Raw genomic sequence first — 17,594 nt, 5'->3', positions numbered from 1 at the left:
TTTATTGACCGGTTTTAGCCTCTTTAAATACAATGGCATAAAAAATTCTATTGTGGCTCAGTTCGACAATTTCCACATCTCCGATGCAGTGTATTGTTCGCCTGTTCAAGCGGAAATTCAGCTCTTTATCTTTTTTATGCAGCAATTCCTCAAGCTTATCAAATTGAAGCGATTTGCGAATATCAAACTCATAAAGCCCTGCTTCGGAAAGCCCTAAAATCATTTTGGCACTATCATTCATCTCTTCAATCTTATAATTCTGATCGAACAAAATCATCCCTTCAGACATTGTATTAAAAGTCGTTTTAAATAATCTCAAAGCCAGTTCCAATCTCATCTGGTTCTCGATTAGTTCGGCTCCGGCGGTTACGATCCCCAAGGAATGCTTACTGTACTGCTCCAAAAGGCTGATTAAGTTCAAACTCCCGATTATTCTTCCGGAATCGTCATGGATCGGAGCTGAAGAACCGGCACATATCTGCTGGTTGACACAAAAGTGTTCCGCGCCAATAATACGAACCGGTTTGTCAAGCCGCATCGCCAAATCCATTGAGGTCATTCCATTTAAGTCCTCACTCCAACGATAGCCTGGCAGCAGTTTCGTTTCATTAGCCGGAACAGAGGTGCTCGAATCCTTATATTGTGCCAGAATACAGCCTTCGGCATCAGTAATAAAAACTAATGTATCCAGGTTTGCAACGGTATGATAGGCTTTTTGCATTACGCTTTTGGAAATTTGAATGAACGCCTTATTATATTCCAGCTTTTGAGTAAATTCTTCTCTCCCCACTTCAAGGCCCATAGCTGAATGATAGTCGATTCCATTTTTTTTGCACCTCTTCCAGCCCTCAGCAATATCTTTTCGGACATTTTCATGAACAACACCCGTTTGGATAAACTGATTCCAGTAATTTATCAGATTGCTTTGTTTTTTGATCATCTTATCCTCCTGTTGACGAGCCGTTTTTCAGCATTATATTATATAAGCTCCCTTTTGTCGATGATTAGTGACTTAACGACTATAAATAACTTACTGTCCTTTAAAGAAACTAATAACTGAAGCAAACTCGAAAAGTTTGCAAAAATCCTGAGCAGTAAGTAACTGATAAAATGATTTTCTTAAATCCATTAAAGTAATCCCAATTTTATATTGCGCGCAATTTAATTGTTTGCTATAATTATTTTACAAATAAATTTCCTGTCCCAGAAAAGGAGTAAGAAAATGAAATTATATGATATTACTGTTAAAGATGCCAACGGTTCAGATGTCCTCTTAAAGGAGTATGAAGGCAAAGTCCTTCTGATTGTCAATACTGCTACACACTGTGGCTTGACTCCCCAGTATGCCGGCTTACAGGATCTTTATGATCGCTACCAGAAAGACGGCTTTGAAATCCTCGATTTTCCCTGCAATCAGTTTGCCAATCAGGCTCCCGAAGCAACCGACGAAATAAAAACCTTCTGCGAGTCGCGTTTTGGAACGACTTTTCGTCTGTTTGACAAAATAGATGTTAATGGTGCTAACGAATCCCCTTTATATACTTACTTGAAATCAGAAAAGGGTGGTCTGCTGGGTTCAGCTATCAAATGGAATTTTACAAAATTTCTGATCGATTCCAAGGGAAATGTCATTAAACGATTTTCACCTAAAGATACTCCGGATAAAATAGAAGCTGATATTAAGAAATTACTTACCCTCTAAGTCAGTATTGATAAGTTTCTAAAACAAGGGTAAAATAGAGCAAAACAAAAAGGATGTACCCGATGAACGAAGACCATTTAAAGCTGGAAAACCAATTGTGCTTCCCCCTATACGCTGTTGCCAAGGAAGTCGTCAGACAGTATAAACCTTTGCTTGACCGTCTGGGACTGACCTATACCCAATATATCACCATGATGGTCCTCTGGGAGCATGAGTCCATTAATGTAAAAGCATTGGGGCAATATCTGCATCTGGATTCCGGAACCCTGACCCCGCTGTTAAAGCGTCTGGAGCAAAATGGCTACATCAGTCGTTTCCGGTCAAGGGAGGACGAAAGAAATGTTTTGATTAACCTCACTGATGCAGGAAAAGAGCTTAAAAATCAGGCCATGTCAATTCCTGAGCAGATTGCCTCCTGCCTTCCCCTTACGGAAGAAGAAGGAAAAACCCTATATCAGTTGCTTTACAAAATCCTTGATTCCAATCTTTGCTCAATTAAAAAAACAGGTGCATAAAAATCACCTGTTTTTTAACCATTCCCTAAATTGTTATTGCTGATATTTAGACCCTATAACTTTACCGGTCACTCCATCAAAAGATACAAGAATATAGGATGAATCCTGATTCATCCAGACCAGACCATATACTTCATGATCGGCAGACCCTGATTGGATCATTTCAATTCGCAGCAAACCCTCGCCACCCAGATAATCCTTCACTTCCTGATAAGACATCCCTTCGGTGATTCCTTCAACCTGGTCCTCTGTTACTCTTGCCTTGCAAAGCTTAATCCAATCGCCACCGCCAATAGGTGGAATCAGGGCTTTTAAAACCACCTGATCGTTAACATTAAAATAAACGACAACTGAATATCCGGTAGAAATATCGGTATAATGAAAGGCTCCGTCCGCTTCCATTATTGGCTCCATCCCTAAACGAGCATTAACCGCCTCTTTACTCATAAGCAGGCCGATCTGATTGTAAAAACTGTAATAAATTTTGTCTTGTCCGATTTTGGCGATCTCAGTCGGTGTTTCCGAATCACTTTCTAGCGTTATCGCGTTTTCGTCACTGGCTTCAACGGCATCGTCTGAGCGGAAAACGAAAAATATAACTGCTATTGCCGCAACAATCAAAACTAATACAATTGCAGCGATCAATATTATTTTCTTACTGAGTTTTGGTTTTTTCATCCCTATCTCTTTCTAAATTAAAATCACTTATATTTTATAGGATTTCCGCAATAAAATCCAGTATTTTATATTTTTTTTAATTTTATCCAGAAAACAATATCATTTTATTTAAATAAGAGGAATATAGTTGCATTTATTTACTTGCGCCTATATTCTTCTCGCTCTTTATTGTCTTTTCAATCCAATCACCGGATAGAAAAATTTCCCATCAAAAAATTTCATCCGCCACCCAAGGGTGGAAAAATCAGAATTTCATCCCCCTCGTTTAGTTGTGTCGCTAAACCTTTTATGGCCCAGATCACACACCCATTCACAAAAACAGTAATCCCCGCATTCAAATTTTTTTGATCATCAAAAAGTCTGTGCTCCAGTGGTTGTCCATAAATCCTGCACAAAGTGACTAAGGCATCATAAACCGTTGTTCCCTCTGAAAGTTCAATCTCATCTTCCCCATTTCCATTCATCAGGACTTTCAGCCCGATGATTGCCTTAATTTTAAGCTTTATCATAACCTTTTATATCAGATCTAAATTTTTAAGCACTTCTTTTGCCTCAGGTAGATCAAGTTCGTCCAGTTTATCCGGAGTCGGTACCCCTTCATTGGTCCAGTTTCTGGCTTCATAATACTCATTAAGCATCAAATCCAGGTCATCATGGCTGATTAACTGACCTTTTGATCCCCCCTCCTTAATCGCTTCATTCATAATTCTTTCCGGAAATGTATCATCCGCTCTGGTAAATCCTGCTGATATATTATAGACCCGTGCCAGATTATTAACTCGCTCACCTACTTTTCCAACATCTTCCTTTGTAAGGCCAATACCACTTGCTGCATTAACCAGGTCTGCCGTGTTTTGTTCGGCAATCGCTGGCACTGCCATATCCATCAAAAATCCGCACATTGTCGGACAATCAGTTGTGGCGCAACGAATATCCTGATTCCATTTCGTCAGTTTCCCTTTCCCGTCTACAGCAAAACGATCAACTGCTTCCGGTACAGGAATGCCAAATACTTCCTGGAATGCATATCCACGGTTATGATCTGCACCGGTATAACTAGTCGCAAAATTTAAACCATGGGCTTTAGCTCCACGGGGATCATAGGCTGGCAGCTCAAGCCCTTTGATCTCCATGGCATATTTGGAAACATCACCGCCAATTTTTTCAGCCATCACTTTCGATCCATCACATAAAAGACCTCCCAAACCTTTTCTTCTAAAGGCGATATCCGAAATCAACCGGGTTACCGCCTCATAATTACCAAAGCTTAAATCGAGACCATCAGTGTCTTCAAGAGTCAGAATCCCTTTTTCAAATAATTCCATGGCAAAAGCTATGGTTACCCCAACCGACATGGTATCCATACCAAGTTTATCACATAAGTGATCATTGTAAATAATGCTGTCGATATTATCCACTCCCACGACACTACCCAAACTATAATATGTCTCATATTCGGGATCAGACATCCCACCTTCATAAAGCTTACCCTTGGCCAGTTTTAGCTGAGTACAGCCGACCGGACAGCCGTAGCAATGTTCACTTCCTTTATTTCGACTGATACTCGATTCAGCGCCGATACCCTTTGTATAATCTTTTTCTCCCGTCGATTTATAATTTTCTGACGGAAAGATCCCCAAAGCTGATGTTGCATCAACTACCATTGGTGTACCCATTTTGGAAAATTCCGGATAAAGCACCGGACTTTCTTTCATGGCACCAAGCATAAATTTTCTGGCTTTATCAAAAGCTTCTACATCAGCGACCGGAACCTGATTCGTTCCCCGAACAGCTATAGCTTTAAGGTTTTTAGATCCCATAACCGCGCCAACACCTTTTCTTCCAAAAGCACGTCTTTCATTAATGATTGAAGCCATTTTAGATAAGTTTTCGCCAGCCGGACCGATACAGGCAATTCTGGTATTCTGATCGTTTACATCCTGCTTAATGACAGTCTGGGTCATCATTGTATCCATCCCCCAAACCTTTTGGGCGCTTCTAATAGACACTTTATCATCCTTAATTAGTAGGTAAACAGGTTTTTCCGCTTTCCCCTCAATAATCAGAACATCATAACCGGCGAATTTAAGCTCAACCGGAAAATAGCCACCCGACAAAGACATTCCTACCGCTCCCGTTAATGGTGATTTTGTAGTAACTGCCATTCTACTCGCACAAGGAGCAGTGGTTCCACTCAAAGGTCCTGGTGCAAAAATCAATTTATTTTCCGGACTTAATGGTTCAGTATCTCCCGGCACTTCGTCAAACAGATATTTAATACCAAAGCCAGCACCACCGATATAGTCCTTTGCCACTTTTTCCTGTAACTCCTCTACGGATATTTCCTTCGTTGACAAATTAACCCTTAATACTTTTCCCATGTAACCACCTTGAATCATTTCTTCCTCCTTTAGGTTTTTGGATTTATTAGATCAGTACCATTTAAAGTTTTGTGAAGCAATACTCTTAGGTTTTAAAATTATTCTGGACTTATTATATTTTCAAGCCAATTAACCAAAATGGCTAAAGTTAGTCCATAAACCTAAAATAATCAGAAGTTCCTACTGCCCTTGTCACCAAGGAACCTCGGACTGATAAATAGAGGATTAAAACATCTGACATTCAAATTTCTGATTCATTAGAGCTGCTTACAATAAAAATTTAAATAATCACTAATATAAACAGTATATTGCGCTTTTTTGTTTGTAAACAAGGCAGGACTGTATATTACATATAACTATGTTACCGTTATCATACCCCAGCCAGACTTACAAAACAATATTTTTCTCTATTTGCAACTTGAACAGAAGCATACCACTCACTAATTAGAGCAAATCATTATAATTTATTTTTTCAATTAATCAATCAAAAAGCACTGTACTTAATTATTTTAAATCACAACTATTTATAACTAATCCATTTCACTTTCTTACTTAATTATTTTATGCTATAATAGTCGCAGTTTTTAATTTCTTCTGCCTTTTTTATCCCGGCACAAGACTTTGTATCAGGAGGATTTATGAAAAACAAGGAACTGGATTCGATTGATCGGAAAATTTTGAATATTCTTCAAAAGGATGCCCGCATATCTATTAAAGAGCTTGCAGCAAAGGTTTATCTTTCATCACCGGCGGTATCAGCACGAATCGAACAACTGGAAAAAGCCCAGTATATAAAAAAATACCAGGCAGTTGTTGACCCCATTAAAATGGGATATCATATAAAAGCATTTGTCAATCTTAAAGTAGAACCAATCCAGAAAAAAGATTTTTACCCCTACATTGAAAAATGTCCCAATGTGATTGAATGCAATTGTGTTACCGGAGATTATTCAATGCTACTGGAAGTACGCTTTCCCAGCACCCACGAGCTTGATGCATTCATCGGAGATCTGCAGCAGTTTGGCCAGACCAAAACGCTGATTGTCTTTTCAACCTCTGTTGAACATCGAGGTATTGAGCTTCCAATTGAAGCCTGATGAACTGACTTCTTTATAAAAAAGGCGACCCAAGGCCGCCTTTAAATTCGTATTTTCAATTTATAATCGTGCTACCCCTGAATCTTTTGCCGCCTGGTGGACTGCTGTAGCCACAGCTTGACCAACCCGTTCATCAAAAGCCGGAACGATGATATAATCTTCTTTTAATTCTTCTTTTTTAATCAGTCCGGCAATAGCTTTGGCTGCTGCGATCTTCATTTCTTCATTAATATCTGATGCACGGGCATCAAGGGCACCTCTAAAGATTCCCGGAAAAGCAAGTACATTGTTAATCTGGTTGGGATAATCCGACCGCCCTGTTCCAATAATTCGGGCTCCGGCTTTTCTCGCCTGGGCTGGGTCTATCTCCGGATCAGGATTGGCCATTGGCAGAACAATAGCATCGTCAGCCATCGAAGCAACCATCTCTTCTGTCACGATTCCTGGAGCTGAAACCCCAATGAAGACATCTGCACCCTTCATGGCGTCGGCTAAGCTTCCTTTAATCCGCTCTTTATTGGTCATCTGAGCAATTTCCTGATGTACCCAATTAGAATAATTTTCATCTGCTGATAAAATCCCTTTGCTGCTGCAGACAATAATGTCTTTTACACCCATAGATAAAAGCATTCTGGCAATGGCAGAACCGGCTGCACCAGCACCGCTCATAGCAACCCTCACATTGTCCCAGTTTTTTCCAACCAGCTTTAAAGCGTTTAGAAGTGCTGCTATCACAACTACCGCAGTCCCGTGCTGATCATCATGAAATACCGGAATATCCAGTTCTTCCTTGAGTTTTCTTTCTATTTCAGCGCAACGGGGTGAAGCGATATCTTCAAGATTAATACCGCCAAAACCTGGAGCAATCAGTTTAACCGTTTTTACAATGTCGTCCACGTCCTTGGAATCGATGCAAATTGGAAAAGCATCTACCCCGCCAAATTCTTTAAATAGCACGGCTTTTCCTTCCATTACTGGAAGACCGGCTTCGGGTCCGATATCCCCTAGTCCCAAAACAGCCGATCCATCTGTAACAATGGCAACGGTGTTTCCTTTACCAGTATATTTATAAACATCACCTTTATTTTTTTCGATCATCCGACAAGGTTCAGCTACCCCGGGTGTGTATGCTAAAGATAAGTCTTTTTCGTTTTCTACCGGTACCTTGCTATCAATCGTTAATTTTCCTTGCCATTCTTCGTGCTTTTTTAACGCTTCTTCCTGAATTCCCACTTTTTTCTCCTTCAAATTAATTCTGCCTATGAAATAATATAGAATTTTAATTCTTTATCATCGTTTTTCAATACATACAATCATAATCAATTTAAGCAAAAGATGTCAAGAAGCTTTTGTTTAAAGCGTTTTCAGAATGTCAGTGCTTTTAATGATGTCTTTTTTTTATTTAAAACTTTTCTATGCAAAATTAAATAAAATTGGAAAAACAAAGGCTACAAAACCAAACCATAAAAAATAGATATTAAGATATACAGTCTGAAATTTGACCAGTTGTTCAAAAGAGCTTTTCTTTAAAATAAATCGTATATAATAAAAAGCCAAACCCAGAAGATTTATCAACATAGCGATGTTTGCTCCTAAAGCTGCCATTTTATTGGGCGTAATTCCATAAGCGCTTAGTCGGAAAGTAATTGCAGACAAGGCAATTCCGTCAATCAGCAGGGCTACAAGTATTAGTGCCAAGCTTAAATAATCAAATAAACTTACCTTATCTTCTGATTTTCTCGACGATATTACATAAAGTACTAATGCCAATACCATCATCAGCATAAAATCAAAGGCAATCAGAAAATCTCGGTCTACAAACGGACTAGTGCCTGTGACAATCATCGCAATCAGGAAAATAACAATAGTCAGTAAAAAAAAGGGGGAAAATATTTTAGCTAACACGGGAGCAAAATTTTCAACCATACTTTTTTTCGTTTCTACCAGAAAAACCGTAATCATCACTGCTCCTGTCATCCCGTAATATATCAGAACATTTTCTACAAAGAATTCCGCATCAATATTAATCGCCTGAAAAATGGCCATCACAAAAACTGCTAAAACGATCAGTCCGCATGCTATTAGCGTTCCATAAATAAATGCCTCACCGGTAAAACGCACAAAATTCATCCGCTCACGTCTGCTACGCCATTCATCTCCCATATAAAAAATCCCGGTGACCAGCCAGAAAAAAAGCGGTAAATGAAGAGCTGTTAGAAAAGCTGTATCTCCAGGTGCTGTAAAAGGATATAAATTGACCGGAAAAACAAGTAAAGCATACAGGGCCAACAGTCCCCATATTCTCTTATTCTCAATCCTATTTTTTAAAAGAAAAAACAAGCCAACAAAGGGCAGGATAAAAAAACTAATATTCTTTAAATAAAACAGTTCATCACTTGCCACAGACAGTCCAAACCATTCTGGCAGTTTCATCAGGCTTCCCGAAAGAACTGAAAAAAGCACCACTAATCCGATTAGTCTTTTGTTGTCATCTTTTTCGATAGTCCCTTCTGGATTTAACAAAAGCTGTTTCCAGAGCTGGTCTGTATTCACTTTTTTATATTCTTTTGACAGTTCGTGGATATTTCCAAAACGTTTAACACTGATTAAAAAGGCCTCTTCTTCCGATAATCCGGCTGCCATTAGATCTTCAATCTCGTCACGCAAATGGTTTTCCATTTCCAGTAAATGGTCATCAGCAATTTTACCTTTGTCGATCAGAAATACCTTCCAATCGATAATCTGCTTCTCTAAATCAAACATAGGCATTCCTCCATAGCACCTACCCAGTTTTCCGTTTTCTTAAGAGCCTGCCGGATTACTTCCCACTGTTTATTCTGCTCTTCAAGTTCCTCCAGACCTTTTTTTGTGATCTGGTAATACTTGCGTCTCCTTTTTCCTGCTTGTTTCTCCCAGTAGGATTTTATCAGTTCTTTTTCCTCCAGCCGATGCAATACCGGATACAGCATCCCCTCGGACCATTCAAGATTATTACCCGATAAGTCTTTTACTTCTTTTATCATCTGATAACCATATGAGTCCTGCTTTTTTAAAATTGATAAAATCAATGGAATAGCTGACGCAGCCATCAAATCTTTTGATATATTCATAGTCCCCTCCTTTATTAAGTGCCTTAAAGGCATTTGTATTTTACCTTGTTCTTCTAGGTAATAATACCTAATTTATCTAGGTATGTAAAGGATAATATTTTGAACTTTTATTGTTTAACAAAAATTTAAAACTTATAAACTATACTTACTAAAAAAGAAATGGATTTTTTACTATGACAAATAAAAAAACACTTATGAAAGAACTCAGGAGAATCGAAAAAAAAGAACAGCGCCTGCAAAACAAAAAAAAGAATCAGGTCGTCCGGGAAAATATCGATCCAGTCATCGAAAAAGTACAGGAAAAGATTCCTCAAAAACTGGAGGAAACTCTCCAAGCTGCCTTTTTAAAAGGATTTTCTCTTGTCTTCGAAAAGGGAACGCCCTACATCGAAAAAACCTGCAATAAAGATAAGTTGCTTGCACAACATCAGAAAAATGATGCAGCTGTAGATAAACAAAAAGGCCGTAAATATTTTCATCGAATGAAACGATCTTCATCACAGTCCGCCTTTTTTAATCAGTCGCTTTCAGCAATTGAAGGAGGTGCTTTAGGCATTCTGGGTATTGGAATCCCCGATATTCCGGTCTTTATTGCCGTCATCTATAAGTCGCTTGTAGAAATTGCACTTCATTTCGGTTATTCCTGCGAATCTGATGCTGAAAAAGCTTATATGTTAATGCTTATCAGTGCAAGCATGGCAAATGATACAAAAAAAATGGAATACGATCAAAGAGCATCTCAATTAGGCCATCAAATCGATAGTTATGATGCCGTTGCCCTCGATCTGACAGATCTGATGAAAGAAACTTCCGAAGTCCTCTCCAGTACATTGCTCACTACCAAATTTATTCAGGGACTCCCTCTTGTCGGAGTTCTTGGGGGGCTGGCCAACCCACTTATCCTAAATAAAATCACTCACTATGCTGAAATCAAATATCAGAAACGTTATCTGGAAAAAAAATTAGATCAGTAAAAAAGTCCGTGCAAAGAAATAGATTCCTTCGACACGGACTTTTTTTAACTCCATTCTGAATAAACATCCTTATAATCCGGTTGACGGGCCAATACTTCACCGGCATAGGAGCAAGTACTGCTTAAGTTTTTACCATTTTCGCGGGCATATTCCACCATCTTTCGAACCAGCAATTTGCCGATCCCCTGTTCCCGCAGCTCCCGCGATACATAAACGTGCTCAATTACCAGCATTTTCTCGCCTTCCTCGTGATACCGGACAAAAGCTACCGGATCTTCCTCAAAGGCGCCAATATAAAACCGATTGTCCCCACTATGAATCCGTTCCATAAAATCCCCTCCTTTTAAGTCTTTTACCCATTTATGTTTTAATCAATCAAAAAAACGACTGTTAGGACAGTCGTTCGTCTGCTAAATACTCCAAATTTTCGCGATAATACTTTTTACGATATGCTGTGGGTGTTAAATTAAAATGTCCTTTAAAAGCAGTGGAAAAATGACCAATGTTGCCAAAGCCACAGGCTTTAGCAATTTCTGTTATGGAAGCACCTGTTTCCATCAGCATTCTTTTTGATTCCTGAAGCCGAATCTGAATTAGACAGTCGAGCGGATTTTTGCCAGTCTGACGCTTGAACCAGCGATTGAAGTGATCTTTGGATACCCCAGCCTTTTCCGCCAGTTCGTGCATATAAATAGACTTACTTAAGTTCTGCTGCATATAGTCAATTATCCCATCTACATCAAAAACAGTAATAACTGGCCTGGGAATCACTTCATCCTTTTTATATGAACGAATCAACTGCAAGGTAAGGGATTCACCCAACAAATCTTTGAGTCGTGAAGACAAATTTTTAGAATTTTCATCCATAAAATTTCTTATCTCTTTAACTACATTCTGAGGAATTGGAAACAGTTCAAAACCATGATAAACTGAGAAGTCGGACTTAGCAATGGAATGATAACAATTTTTAAACAGATCTTCTTCTACAAACACTACAAGCCCCTGAGGAAAATCTTCTTTTATTAATTCTTTGTGGGGTACATCCGGACCAATGAGGGCACCCAAATAATGATCCTCAGGCAAATCAATAGTTTCTTCAAAAAAAGACATTTCTGGCTCAAAAAAAATAATCACCGAATAAGCCGGGTGAGCATGATTTTCCCTAACCAGATCTAGACAACATCCCATCCTAGGTTCAAACACACCAAATTTTTCACTGACATGATAATCAATATTTCTAAAAAGCTCTCCGTTTATGTTTTCACCTATCAGCGGCTTTATCGTTTCAAGATCCATATGATTCATATTCTTTCACCTTTATTTTGAGATTATTAGAATTTTATCATATTTCATGCAAAAATGTCATCAAAAGCACCAATAAATTGTTGTCATCGTTTTAGCTCATTTCATTATTTTAAAAAAATATTAGGGTAATAAAATACATCATTTTTATAGGGTTAAGCTCTACTTGAAAATTTTCAGTCTAACTTCACATCACTTTCCCTTAAGACTGACTAAATTTAATAATTTTTCAAAAAAGTAAAAGCGCGTAATTAGAATTACCGCTTTTACTTTTTTCTGTATTAATCTAACATAAGTTCTTATTAAATACTTTTTTTCAGTTTAAACTGCTGCTTAACTTAATAGCAATGACTGATCATAACTTACAAAAGTTACATAATCAAACTGATCTTCCTCCTTTTTAGGGACAGACTTAATCCCACCAACCAGGCGACCGCCTTTATCAACAGCTTCACTGATTTGTCTTGCAAATTCTCCGGCATCATTACTGGTAATAATATTGATTTTTTTCATCGTTAAACTCCCTTTCAAAGTGTTTTTATGAATATAGCACATTATCGTGATGATGTGAAAGTTATCTTATGTAAAATTTTTACCTTTACATAAATTTGATTTTGCAAACGTTGCAATTCTAATTTATTACGATAATGTGTTGCAATAAACATCTAACCTTAAAGCTAACTGAATGGATATTTTCATTCAGTTCTAACCAAATGCTCACAAGTTCATCACATGCTCCCTTTATAATTTAATTAAATAATCATAATATAAGGAGTTTGAAATGAAAAAGATACTGACATTATTTCTGGCAGTTGCAGTTATTACATTTAGTTTAAGCGGCTGTTCAGCAAGCGGTGATGGCGAGACCATCTACGGTCAGGTAACCGCAATAAGCGGCAGTAGCCTGACGATTGAAACCGGAACACTTAATGAAGATACGGTATCACCCAACGATACAAACGAAAGCACGGAAGGTTCCTCTACGGAAAGTGCTGTGGATTCTTCGAATCAGGACTCCGACGGTACTACAACTGAACCACCTGTCGATGCAGTAAACCAGGATGGCACTGCACCCGAAATACCTGAAGACGGTGCTGCACAAGACGGTACACCACCCGATATGCCGGCGGGCGATTTCTCCGGAACAATGCCTGAAGGTATGGGACAAATGTTAACATTAGATGGTGAAACAATTGAGATAACGATTGATGATTCCACCACTATCACCCAACAGGCAATGGGGCAATCCGATGACGAAACTGCAGCTACTGAAGCAGTTTTAGAAGATATTACTGTTGGTTCTATCCTTCAAATCACTTATGCTTCAAACGGCGAAGAAATCTCAGCTATTGAAATTCTTTCCGGAGGTGGAATGAGTGGTGGTGATATAGGCGGCGGCAGTCAGACAGTAGAAACCGGAACTGGTGCTTATAACCTCACTGATAGCGAAAGCCTAAGCGGTGGTACTTATACTTCTAGCAATGACGATGAAAATGCCGTACGTGCTGAAGGTGAGATCAGCGCCTCAATGACTGATGTGACTGTTGAAAAAACTGACGGAACAGCCTCCAGTAGTGATGCCAGCAGCTTCTACGGACTCAATGCCGCTATTCTGGCACTGGATGGGGCCACCCTTGATATCAGTGGTGGCACGGTTACAGCTACCTCCGAAGGGTCTAATGGGGTCTTTGCCTACGATGGCGCTACCATCAATATCTCCGACACAACTATTGATGTCAGCGGCGGTAACGCCGGTGGAATCGAAGTAGCCGGCGGAGGAATCATGAATGCCAGCAACCTAACCGTTAATGCTACTGTTAAAGCGGCAATCCGTAGCGACCGCGGCGGCGGAACCATGGTTGTTGATGGCGGGACCTACACTACCAGCGGCAGCACCGGTGCTCCAGCGGTTTACTCGACTGCTGATATTACCGTAAAAAATGCGACTCTGACAGCCAACACATCTGAAGCGATCGTAGTTGAAGGACTTAATTCTGTTATCCTTGAAAATTGTATTGTCAGTGGCAATATGACAGGTTCCAACAGCGGCTCAGATGCCGACAATATTCACAACGTTATGCTCTACCAAAGTATGTCCGGCGATGCCGAAGTCGGAAATTCCAGCTTTACTATGACTGGCGGCAGATTGACTTCTTTAAGTGGTGATATGTTCTATGTCACCAATACGACTTCTGATATTACCCTTAGTGACGTGACCCTGGTTCCTGCTGCCGATACCTATCTGCTGATGGTTGCCGGCAATGACGGAACTCAAGGTTGGGGCACAGCCGGATCAAATGGTGGTGAGTGTGTACTGACCACATCTTCACAAACGCTGGAAGGTGACATTATGGTCGATTCGATTTCAACATTAGATATGAGCCTATCTGAAGGATCTACTTTTACCGGGTCTATCAACAATGATGGAACAAGTGCATCTTCACTAAAAGTTACACTGGATGAAAACAGCACCTGGGCACTAACAGCTGATTCTTATATTACTGAGTTAGATGGTGATATGAGCCAGATTACAACTAATGGCTATACACTTTATGTGAATGGCATTGCCGCTAATTAAAAACTGCCAATCATTTATAAGCTTAAAAAGACAGGCTCTGCCCTGTCTTTTTTTATTTATCAAATTATCATTCGACTGCTCCTACTTTCATCGTTTGTTTAATCCTCATAATAAAACTGATAATTTTTTTTATTTTTTCAAGGATTTCCTGACGCTTTTTCATAAATAACTGAACAAAATTATCCTGCATTTACCGCTTGTCTTTGATAATAGTCCATGATATATTTTTATCGATTTGATCGCTGGAATCTTCCACCGATCAAATCGATAACAGGAATTCATACTGACACAAAGAGTTTTCTGAGTGAAAGACAAATGAGTCCATGCATTTTATGCGGATTAGTGCGCCTTTCAGAGGCGCTTTTTTTGTCTAAATAAAAAGGAGGTTAAAAATGGAAACACGTGTAGCTGTAATCGGTATCATTGTTGAGGACGCGAATGCAGTCGAAAAACTCAACGCGATTCTTCATGAATACGGTCAATATATTATCGGTCGGATGGGGATTCCCTACCGGGAAAAGAAAATAAGCATAATCAGCATTGCCATCGATGCCCCCCAGGATGTTATTAGCGCACTGGCAGGAAAAATTGGAAAACTAAAGCATGTTAGTGCCAAGACCGCCTATTCACACGTTATCTCAAACCTAGAAGAATGAAATCTTGACCCAAAACACATGATCAGCCCTTATTAACTGACACAAAAACTGACCGGAAAGGTTAAATGGAAGAATGCGAACATGAAAAAACTGATCGATAAACTGGAGCAACAACAAACTCTTATTCATGATGAATTTTTAGTTTTACTTAGTAATCGCGACGCAAAAACAGCCTCTTATCTGTTTTCCCGGGCACAGGTGGTGAGAGAGAAAGTTTACGGGAACAAGGTCTTTATGCGTGGATTGATTGAATTCAGCAGTTTCTGCAAGAACGACTGTTATTATTGCGGTCTCCGATGGTCTAATCGAGAAGCTGATCGTTATCGTCTAACAAAAGAACATATACTCACCTGCTGCACAAACGGCTATGACCTTGGTTTTCGTACTTTTGTCCTGCAGGGCGGTGAAGATCCTTACTATAACGATGAAAAAATCACCGATCTGATTATATCCATTAAAAAAATTCACCCTGACTGTGCTGTAACCCTATCCATCGGAGAAATGAGCCGTCAAAGTTATCAGGCTTTTTTTGATGCTGGCGCCGATCGTTATCTGCTCCGACACGAAACTATCAATGACGCACATTACCGGAAGCTGCACCCATCGGATATGACTAGCAAAAGTCGTCGGCACTGTCTGCATGATCTCAAGGAAATCGGCTATCAGGTCGGTTGTGGTTTTATGGTGGGTTCTCCTTATCAAACCATGGATAACCTGATTAACGACCTGATCTTTCTCAGGGAATTTGATCCCCAGATGGTTGGTGTCGGTCCTTTTATCCCGCACCATGCCACTCCTTTTGCTGACCAATCCGCGGGGAGTCTGGAGCTGACGCTTTTTCTGTTGGGAATCATTCGCCTGATGCTGCCAAATGTTTTACTGCCGACAACCACCGCCCTTGGAACAATTGATCCTCAAGGACGCGAAAAGGGCATCCTTGCCGGTGCAAATGTTGTGATGCCAAACCTCTCACCCGTGGATGTCAGGAACAAGTACCTGCTCTATGACAACAAAATCTGCACTGGAGACGAAGCAGCTGAATGCCTTACAAGTCTGGAACAAAGCATTGAAACGACTGGCTGTCGCTTAGTTATTGACCGCGGAGATTACAAAAAAAATAAATAAAATTTAACTGACGGGAAAGATTATTCTGACCCAAAAGAAAGGACTAATAACATGTATAACTCTAAATCATTAAAATCTGAAGAATTTATTAACCACAACGAAATTCTCGAAACCCTGGAATATGCTGAAGCCAACAAAAATAACGCCGCCCTGATCGACGAGATTCTTAATAAGGCCAGACTTCGAAAAGGTCTAAACCACCGCGAAGCAGCCATCTTGCTCGACTGTACGCTGGAAGACAAAAATCAGGAAATATATGCTCTGGCTGAACAGATAAAAAAGGATTTCTACGGTAATCGAATTGTGCTCTTTGCACCCCTCTATTTGTCAAACTATTGTATCAACGGCTGTGTTTACTGCCCCTATCATGCCAAAAATATACACATCGCCCGAAAAAAACTGACCCAGGAAGAAATTAAAAAGGAAGTCATGGCGCTGCAGGATATGGGACATAAACGTCTGGCTCTGGAAGCCGGTGAAGATCCGGTCAATAATCCCATCGAATATATTCTGGAATGTATCGATACAATTTACAGCATCAAACATAAGAACGGTGCCATCCGCCGTGTCAATGTAAACATTGCCGCAACAACAATAGAGGACTACCGAAAGCTTAAAGATGCCGGCATCGGCACCTATATTCTCTTTCAGGAAACCTATCACAAGGAAAGTTATGAAAGACTCCATCCCACCGGACCCAAGCACGATTATGCCTACCATACCGAAGCCATGGACCGGGCCATGGAGGGTGGCATTGATGATGTGGGTTTAGGGGTTCTGTTTGGACTGGAACTCTACCGATACGAATTTGCCGGCCTTCTGATGCACGCCGAACATCTGGAAGCTGCCTTTGGGGTCGGTCCGCATACCATCAGTGTGCCCCGCATCAGACGAGCCGATGACATTGATCCCAATGTCTTTGATAACGGTATTGATGATGAAGTTTTTGCCAAGATTGTTGCCTGTATTCGGGTTGCAGTCCCTTACACCGGGATGATCATTTCCACCAGAGAAAGCAAGGAATGTCGGGAAAAGGTCATTCATTATGGGGTCTCTCAGATTAGCGGAGGTTCTAGAACCAGCGTAGGTGGCTATTGCGAACCGGAACCGGAAGAAGAAAGCTCTGAACAGTTTGATGTCAGTGATAAAAGAACGCTCAACGAAGTTGTCAAATGGCTGATGGAGAATGATTATCTGCCGAGCTTCTGTACGGCCTGTTATCGTGAGGGCCGAACCGGTGATCGTTTTATGAGTCTTTGCAAAAGTGGACAGATTCAAAATTGCTGTCATCCCAATGCCCTGATGACCTTAAAGGAATATCTGGAAGACTACGCAGCGCCAGATACTAAAACAATCGGGGAAAGATTAATCGAGGCTGAAATTGCGAATATTCCCAAAGATAAAGTACGACAGATCGCGGTGGATAACCTTGCCAATATCGAAAGCGGTAACCGAGATTTCCGTTTCTAAAACAAA

At 40.0% G+C, this 17,594-nt stretch carries 17 protein-coding genes and 1 pseudogene; 8 read left to right on the top strand and 10 right to left on the bottom strand.

What is annotated here, in order from left to right:
• Position 1: 1 nt before the first annotated feature.
• Positions 2 to 940: a PAS domain S-box protein gene (locus Q5O24_02500; protein WKY48222.1), complete on the bottom strand. Its 939-nt coding sequence runs from the start codon at positions 938 to 940 to the stop codon at positions 2 to 4.
• A gap of 282 nt (positions 941 to 1,222) precedes the next feature.
• Between Q5O24_02500 and Q5O24_02495 the strand changes: the two genes are divergently transcribed.
• The gene (locus tag Q5O24_02495) at positions 1,223 to 1,702 is read left to right on the top strand and encodes a glutathione peroxidase (protein WKY48221.1); all 480 of its coding nucleotides are present in this window, start codon (positions 1,223 to 1,225) and stop codon (positions 1,700 to 1,702) included.
• 62 nt (positions 1,703 to 1,764) lie between these two features.
• Positions 1,765 to 2,217, top strand: coding sequence for a MarR family transcriptional regulator (locus Q5O24_02490; protein WKY48220.1), 453 nt, complete (start codon positions 1,765 to 1,767; stop codon positions 2,215 to 2,217).
• Positions 2,218 to 2,250: 33 nt separating this feature from the next.
• Here Q5O24_02490 and Q5O24_02485 read toward each other — a convergent pair whose 3' ends face one another.
• The 3 genes from Q5O24_02485 to Q5O24_02475 all read right to left on the bottom strand — a co-directional run bounded on the left by Q5O24_02485 (position 2,251) and on the right by Q5O24_02475 (position 5,294).
• Complete coding sequence (locus Q5O24_02485; GenBank protein WKY48219.1) at positions 2,251 to 2,895, bottom strand: hypothetical protein; 645 nt, start codon at positions 2,893 to 2,895, stop codon at positions 2,251 to 2,253.
• Positions 2,896 to 3,113: 218 nt separating this feature from the next.
• Positions 3,114 to 3,404 carry a MoaD/ThiS family protein gene (locus Q5O24_02480; GenBank protein ID WKY48218.1) on the bottom strand — a complete coding sequence of 97 codons (291 nt, stop codon included), beginning with the start codon at positions 3,402 to 3,404 and terminating at the stop codon, positions 3,114 to 3,116.
• Positions 3,405 to 3,410: 6 nt separating this feature from the next.
• On the bottom strand, positions 3,411 to 5,294 hold the full coding sequence (locus Q5O24_02475; protein WKY48217.1) for an aldehyde ferredoxin oxidoreductase family protein: 1,884 nt from the start codon (positions 5,292 to 5,294) through the stop codon (positions 3,411 to 3,413).
• A gap of 635 nt (positions 5,295 to 5,929) precedes the next feature.
• Here Q5O24_02475 and Q5O24_02470 point away from each other — a divergent pair.
• Entirely contained in the window at positions 5,930 to 6,373 is a 444-nt protein-coding gene (locus tag Q5O24_02470) for an Lrp/AsnC family transcriptional regulator (GenBank protein ID WKY49195.1), read from the top strand.
• 60 nt (positions 6,374 to 6,433) lie between these two features.
• Here the strand turns inward: Q5O24_02470 and Q5O24_02465 are convergent, their stop codons facing one another.
• The 3 genes from Q5O24_02465 to Q5O24_02455 all read right to left on the bottom strand — a co-directional run bounded on the left by Q5O24_02465 (position 6,434) and on the right by Q5O24_02455 (position 9,483).
• Positions 6,434 to 7,606, bottom strand: a complete 1,173-nt coding sequence (locus tag Q5O24_02465) for an NADP-dependent malic enzyme (GenBank protein WKY48216.1) — start codon at positions 7,604 to 7,606, stop codon at positions 6,434 to 6,436.
• 180 nt (positions 7,607 to 7,786) lie between these two features.
• The gene (locus Q5O24_02460) at positions 7,787 to 9,136 is read right to left on the bottom strand and encodes a permease prefix domain 1-containing protein (protein WKY48215.1); all 1,350 of its coding nucleotides are present in this window, start codon (positions 9,134 to 9,136) and stop codon (positions 7,787 to 7,789) included.
• Complete coding sequence (locus tag Q5O24_02455; protein ID WKY48214.1) at positions 9,124 to 9,483, bottom strand: PadR family transcriptional regulator; 360 nt, start codon at positions 9,481 to 9,483, stop codon at positions 9,124 to 9,126. Before Q5O24_02455 ends, Q5O24_02460 begins: the two co-directional genes overlap by 13 nt.
• Before the next feature lie 173 nt (positions 9,484 to 9,656).
• Between Q5O24_02455 and Q5O24_02450 the strand changes: the two genes are divergently transcribed.
• Positions 9,657 to 10,457: an EcsC family protein gene (locus Q5O24_02450; GenBank protein ID WKY48213.1), complete on the top strand. Its 801-nt coding sequence runs from the start codon at positions 9,657 to 9,659 to the stop codon at positions 10,455 to 10,457.
• 44 nt (positions 10,458 to 10,501) lie between these two features.
• Here the strand turns inward: Q5O24_02450 and Q5O24_02445 are convergent.
• From Q5O24_02445 to Q5O24_02435, 3 genes and pseudogenes are all read right to left on the bottom strand, one after another.
• Positions 10,502 to 10,789 (bottom strand): annotated as a pseudogene (locus Q5O24_02445) (GNAT family N-acetyltransferase).
• Positions 10,790 to 10,847: 58 nt separating this feature from the next.
• Entirely contained in the window at positions 10,848 to 11,762 is a 915-nt protein-coding gene (locus tag Q5O24_02440; GenBank protein ID WKY48212.1) for an AraC family transcriptional regulator, read from the bottom strand.
• Positions 11,763 to 12,092: 330 nt separating this feature from the next.
• On the bottom strand, positions 12,093 to 12,272 hold the full coding sequence (locus tag Q5O24_02435; GenBank protein ID WKY48211.1) for a hypothetical protein: 180 nt from the start codon (positions 12,270 to 12,272) through the stop codon (positions 12,093 to 12,095).
• A 268-nt stretch (positions 12,273 to 12,540) separates the two neighbouring features.
• Between Q5O24_02435 and Q5O24_02430 the strand changes: the two genes are divergently transcribed.
• The 4 genes from Q5O24_02430 to hydG all read left to right on the top strand — a co-directional run bounded on the left by Q5O24_02430 (position 12,541) and on the right by hydG (position 17,588).
• Positions 12,541 to 14,337: a hypothetical protein gene (locus tag Q5O24_02430; protein WKY48210.1), complete on the top strand. Its 1,797-nt coding sequence runs from the start codon at positions 12,541 to 12,543 to the stop codon at positions 14,335 to 14,337.
• A 392-nt stretch (positions 14,338 to 14,729) separates the two neighbouring features.
• Positions 14,730 to 14,993: an iron-only hydrogenase system regulator gene (locus Q5O24_02425; protein WKY48209.1), complete on the top strand. Its 264-nt coding sequence runs from the start codon at positions 14,730 to 14,732 to the stop codon at positions 14,991 to 14,993.
• 81 nt (positions 14,994 to 15,074) lie between these two features.
• Positions 15,075 to 16,118 carry a [FeFe] hydrogenase H-cluster radical SAM maturase HydE gene (hydE, locus tag Q5O24_02420; protein ID WKY48208.1) on the top strand — a complete coding sequence of 348 codons (1,044 nt, stop codon included), beginning with the start codon at positions 15,075 to 15,077 and terminating at the stop codon, positions 16,116 to 16,118.
• Positions 16,119 to 16,169: 51 nt separating this feature from the next.
• Positions 16,170 to 17,588, top strand: coding sequence for a [FeFe] hydrogenase H-cluster radical SAM maturase HydG (gene hydG, locus Q5O24_02415; GenBank protein WKY48207.1), 1,419 nt, complete (start codon positions 16,170 to 16,172; stop codon positions 17,586 to 17,588).
• The last annotated feature ends 6 nt before the right edge of the window (positions 17,589 to 17,594 follow it).

It is taken from the genome of Eubacteriaceae bacterium ES3, from assembly GCA_030586155.1.
Lineage (GTDB): Bacteria > Bacillota > Clostridia > Eubacteriales > Eubacteriaceae > Acetobacterium.
Note: the sequence above shows the minus strand (reverse complement) of the source record. Positions and strands in the feature narration are given on the sequence as shown.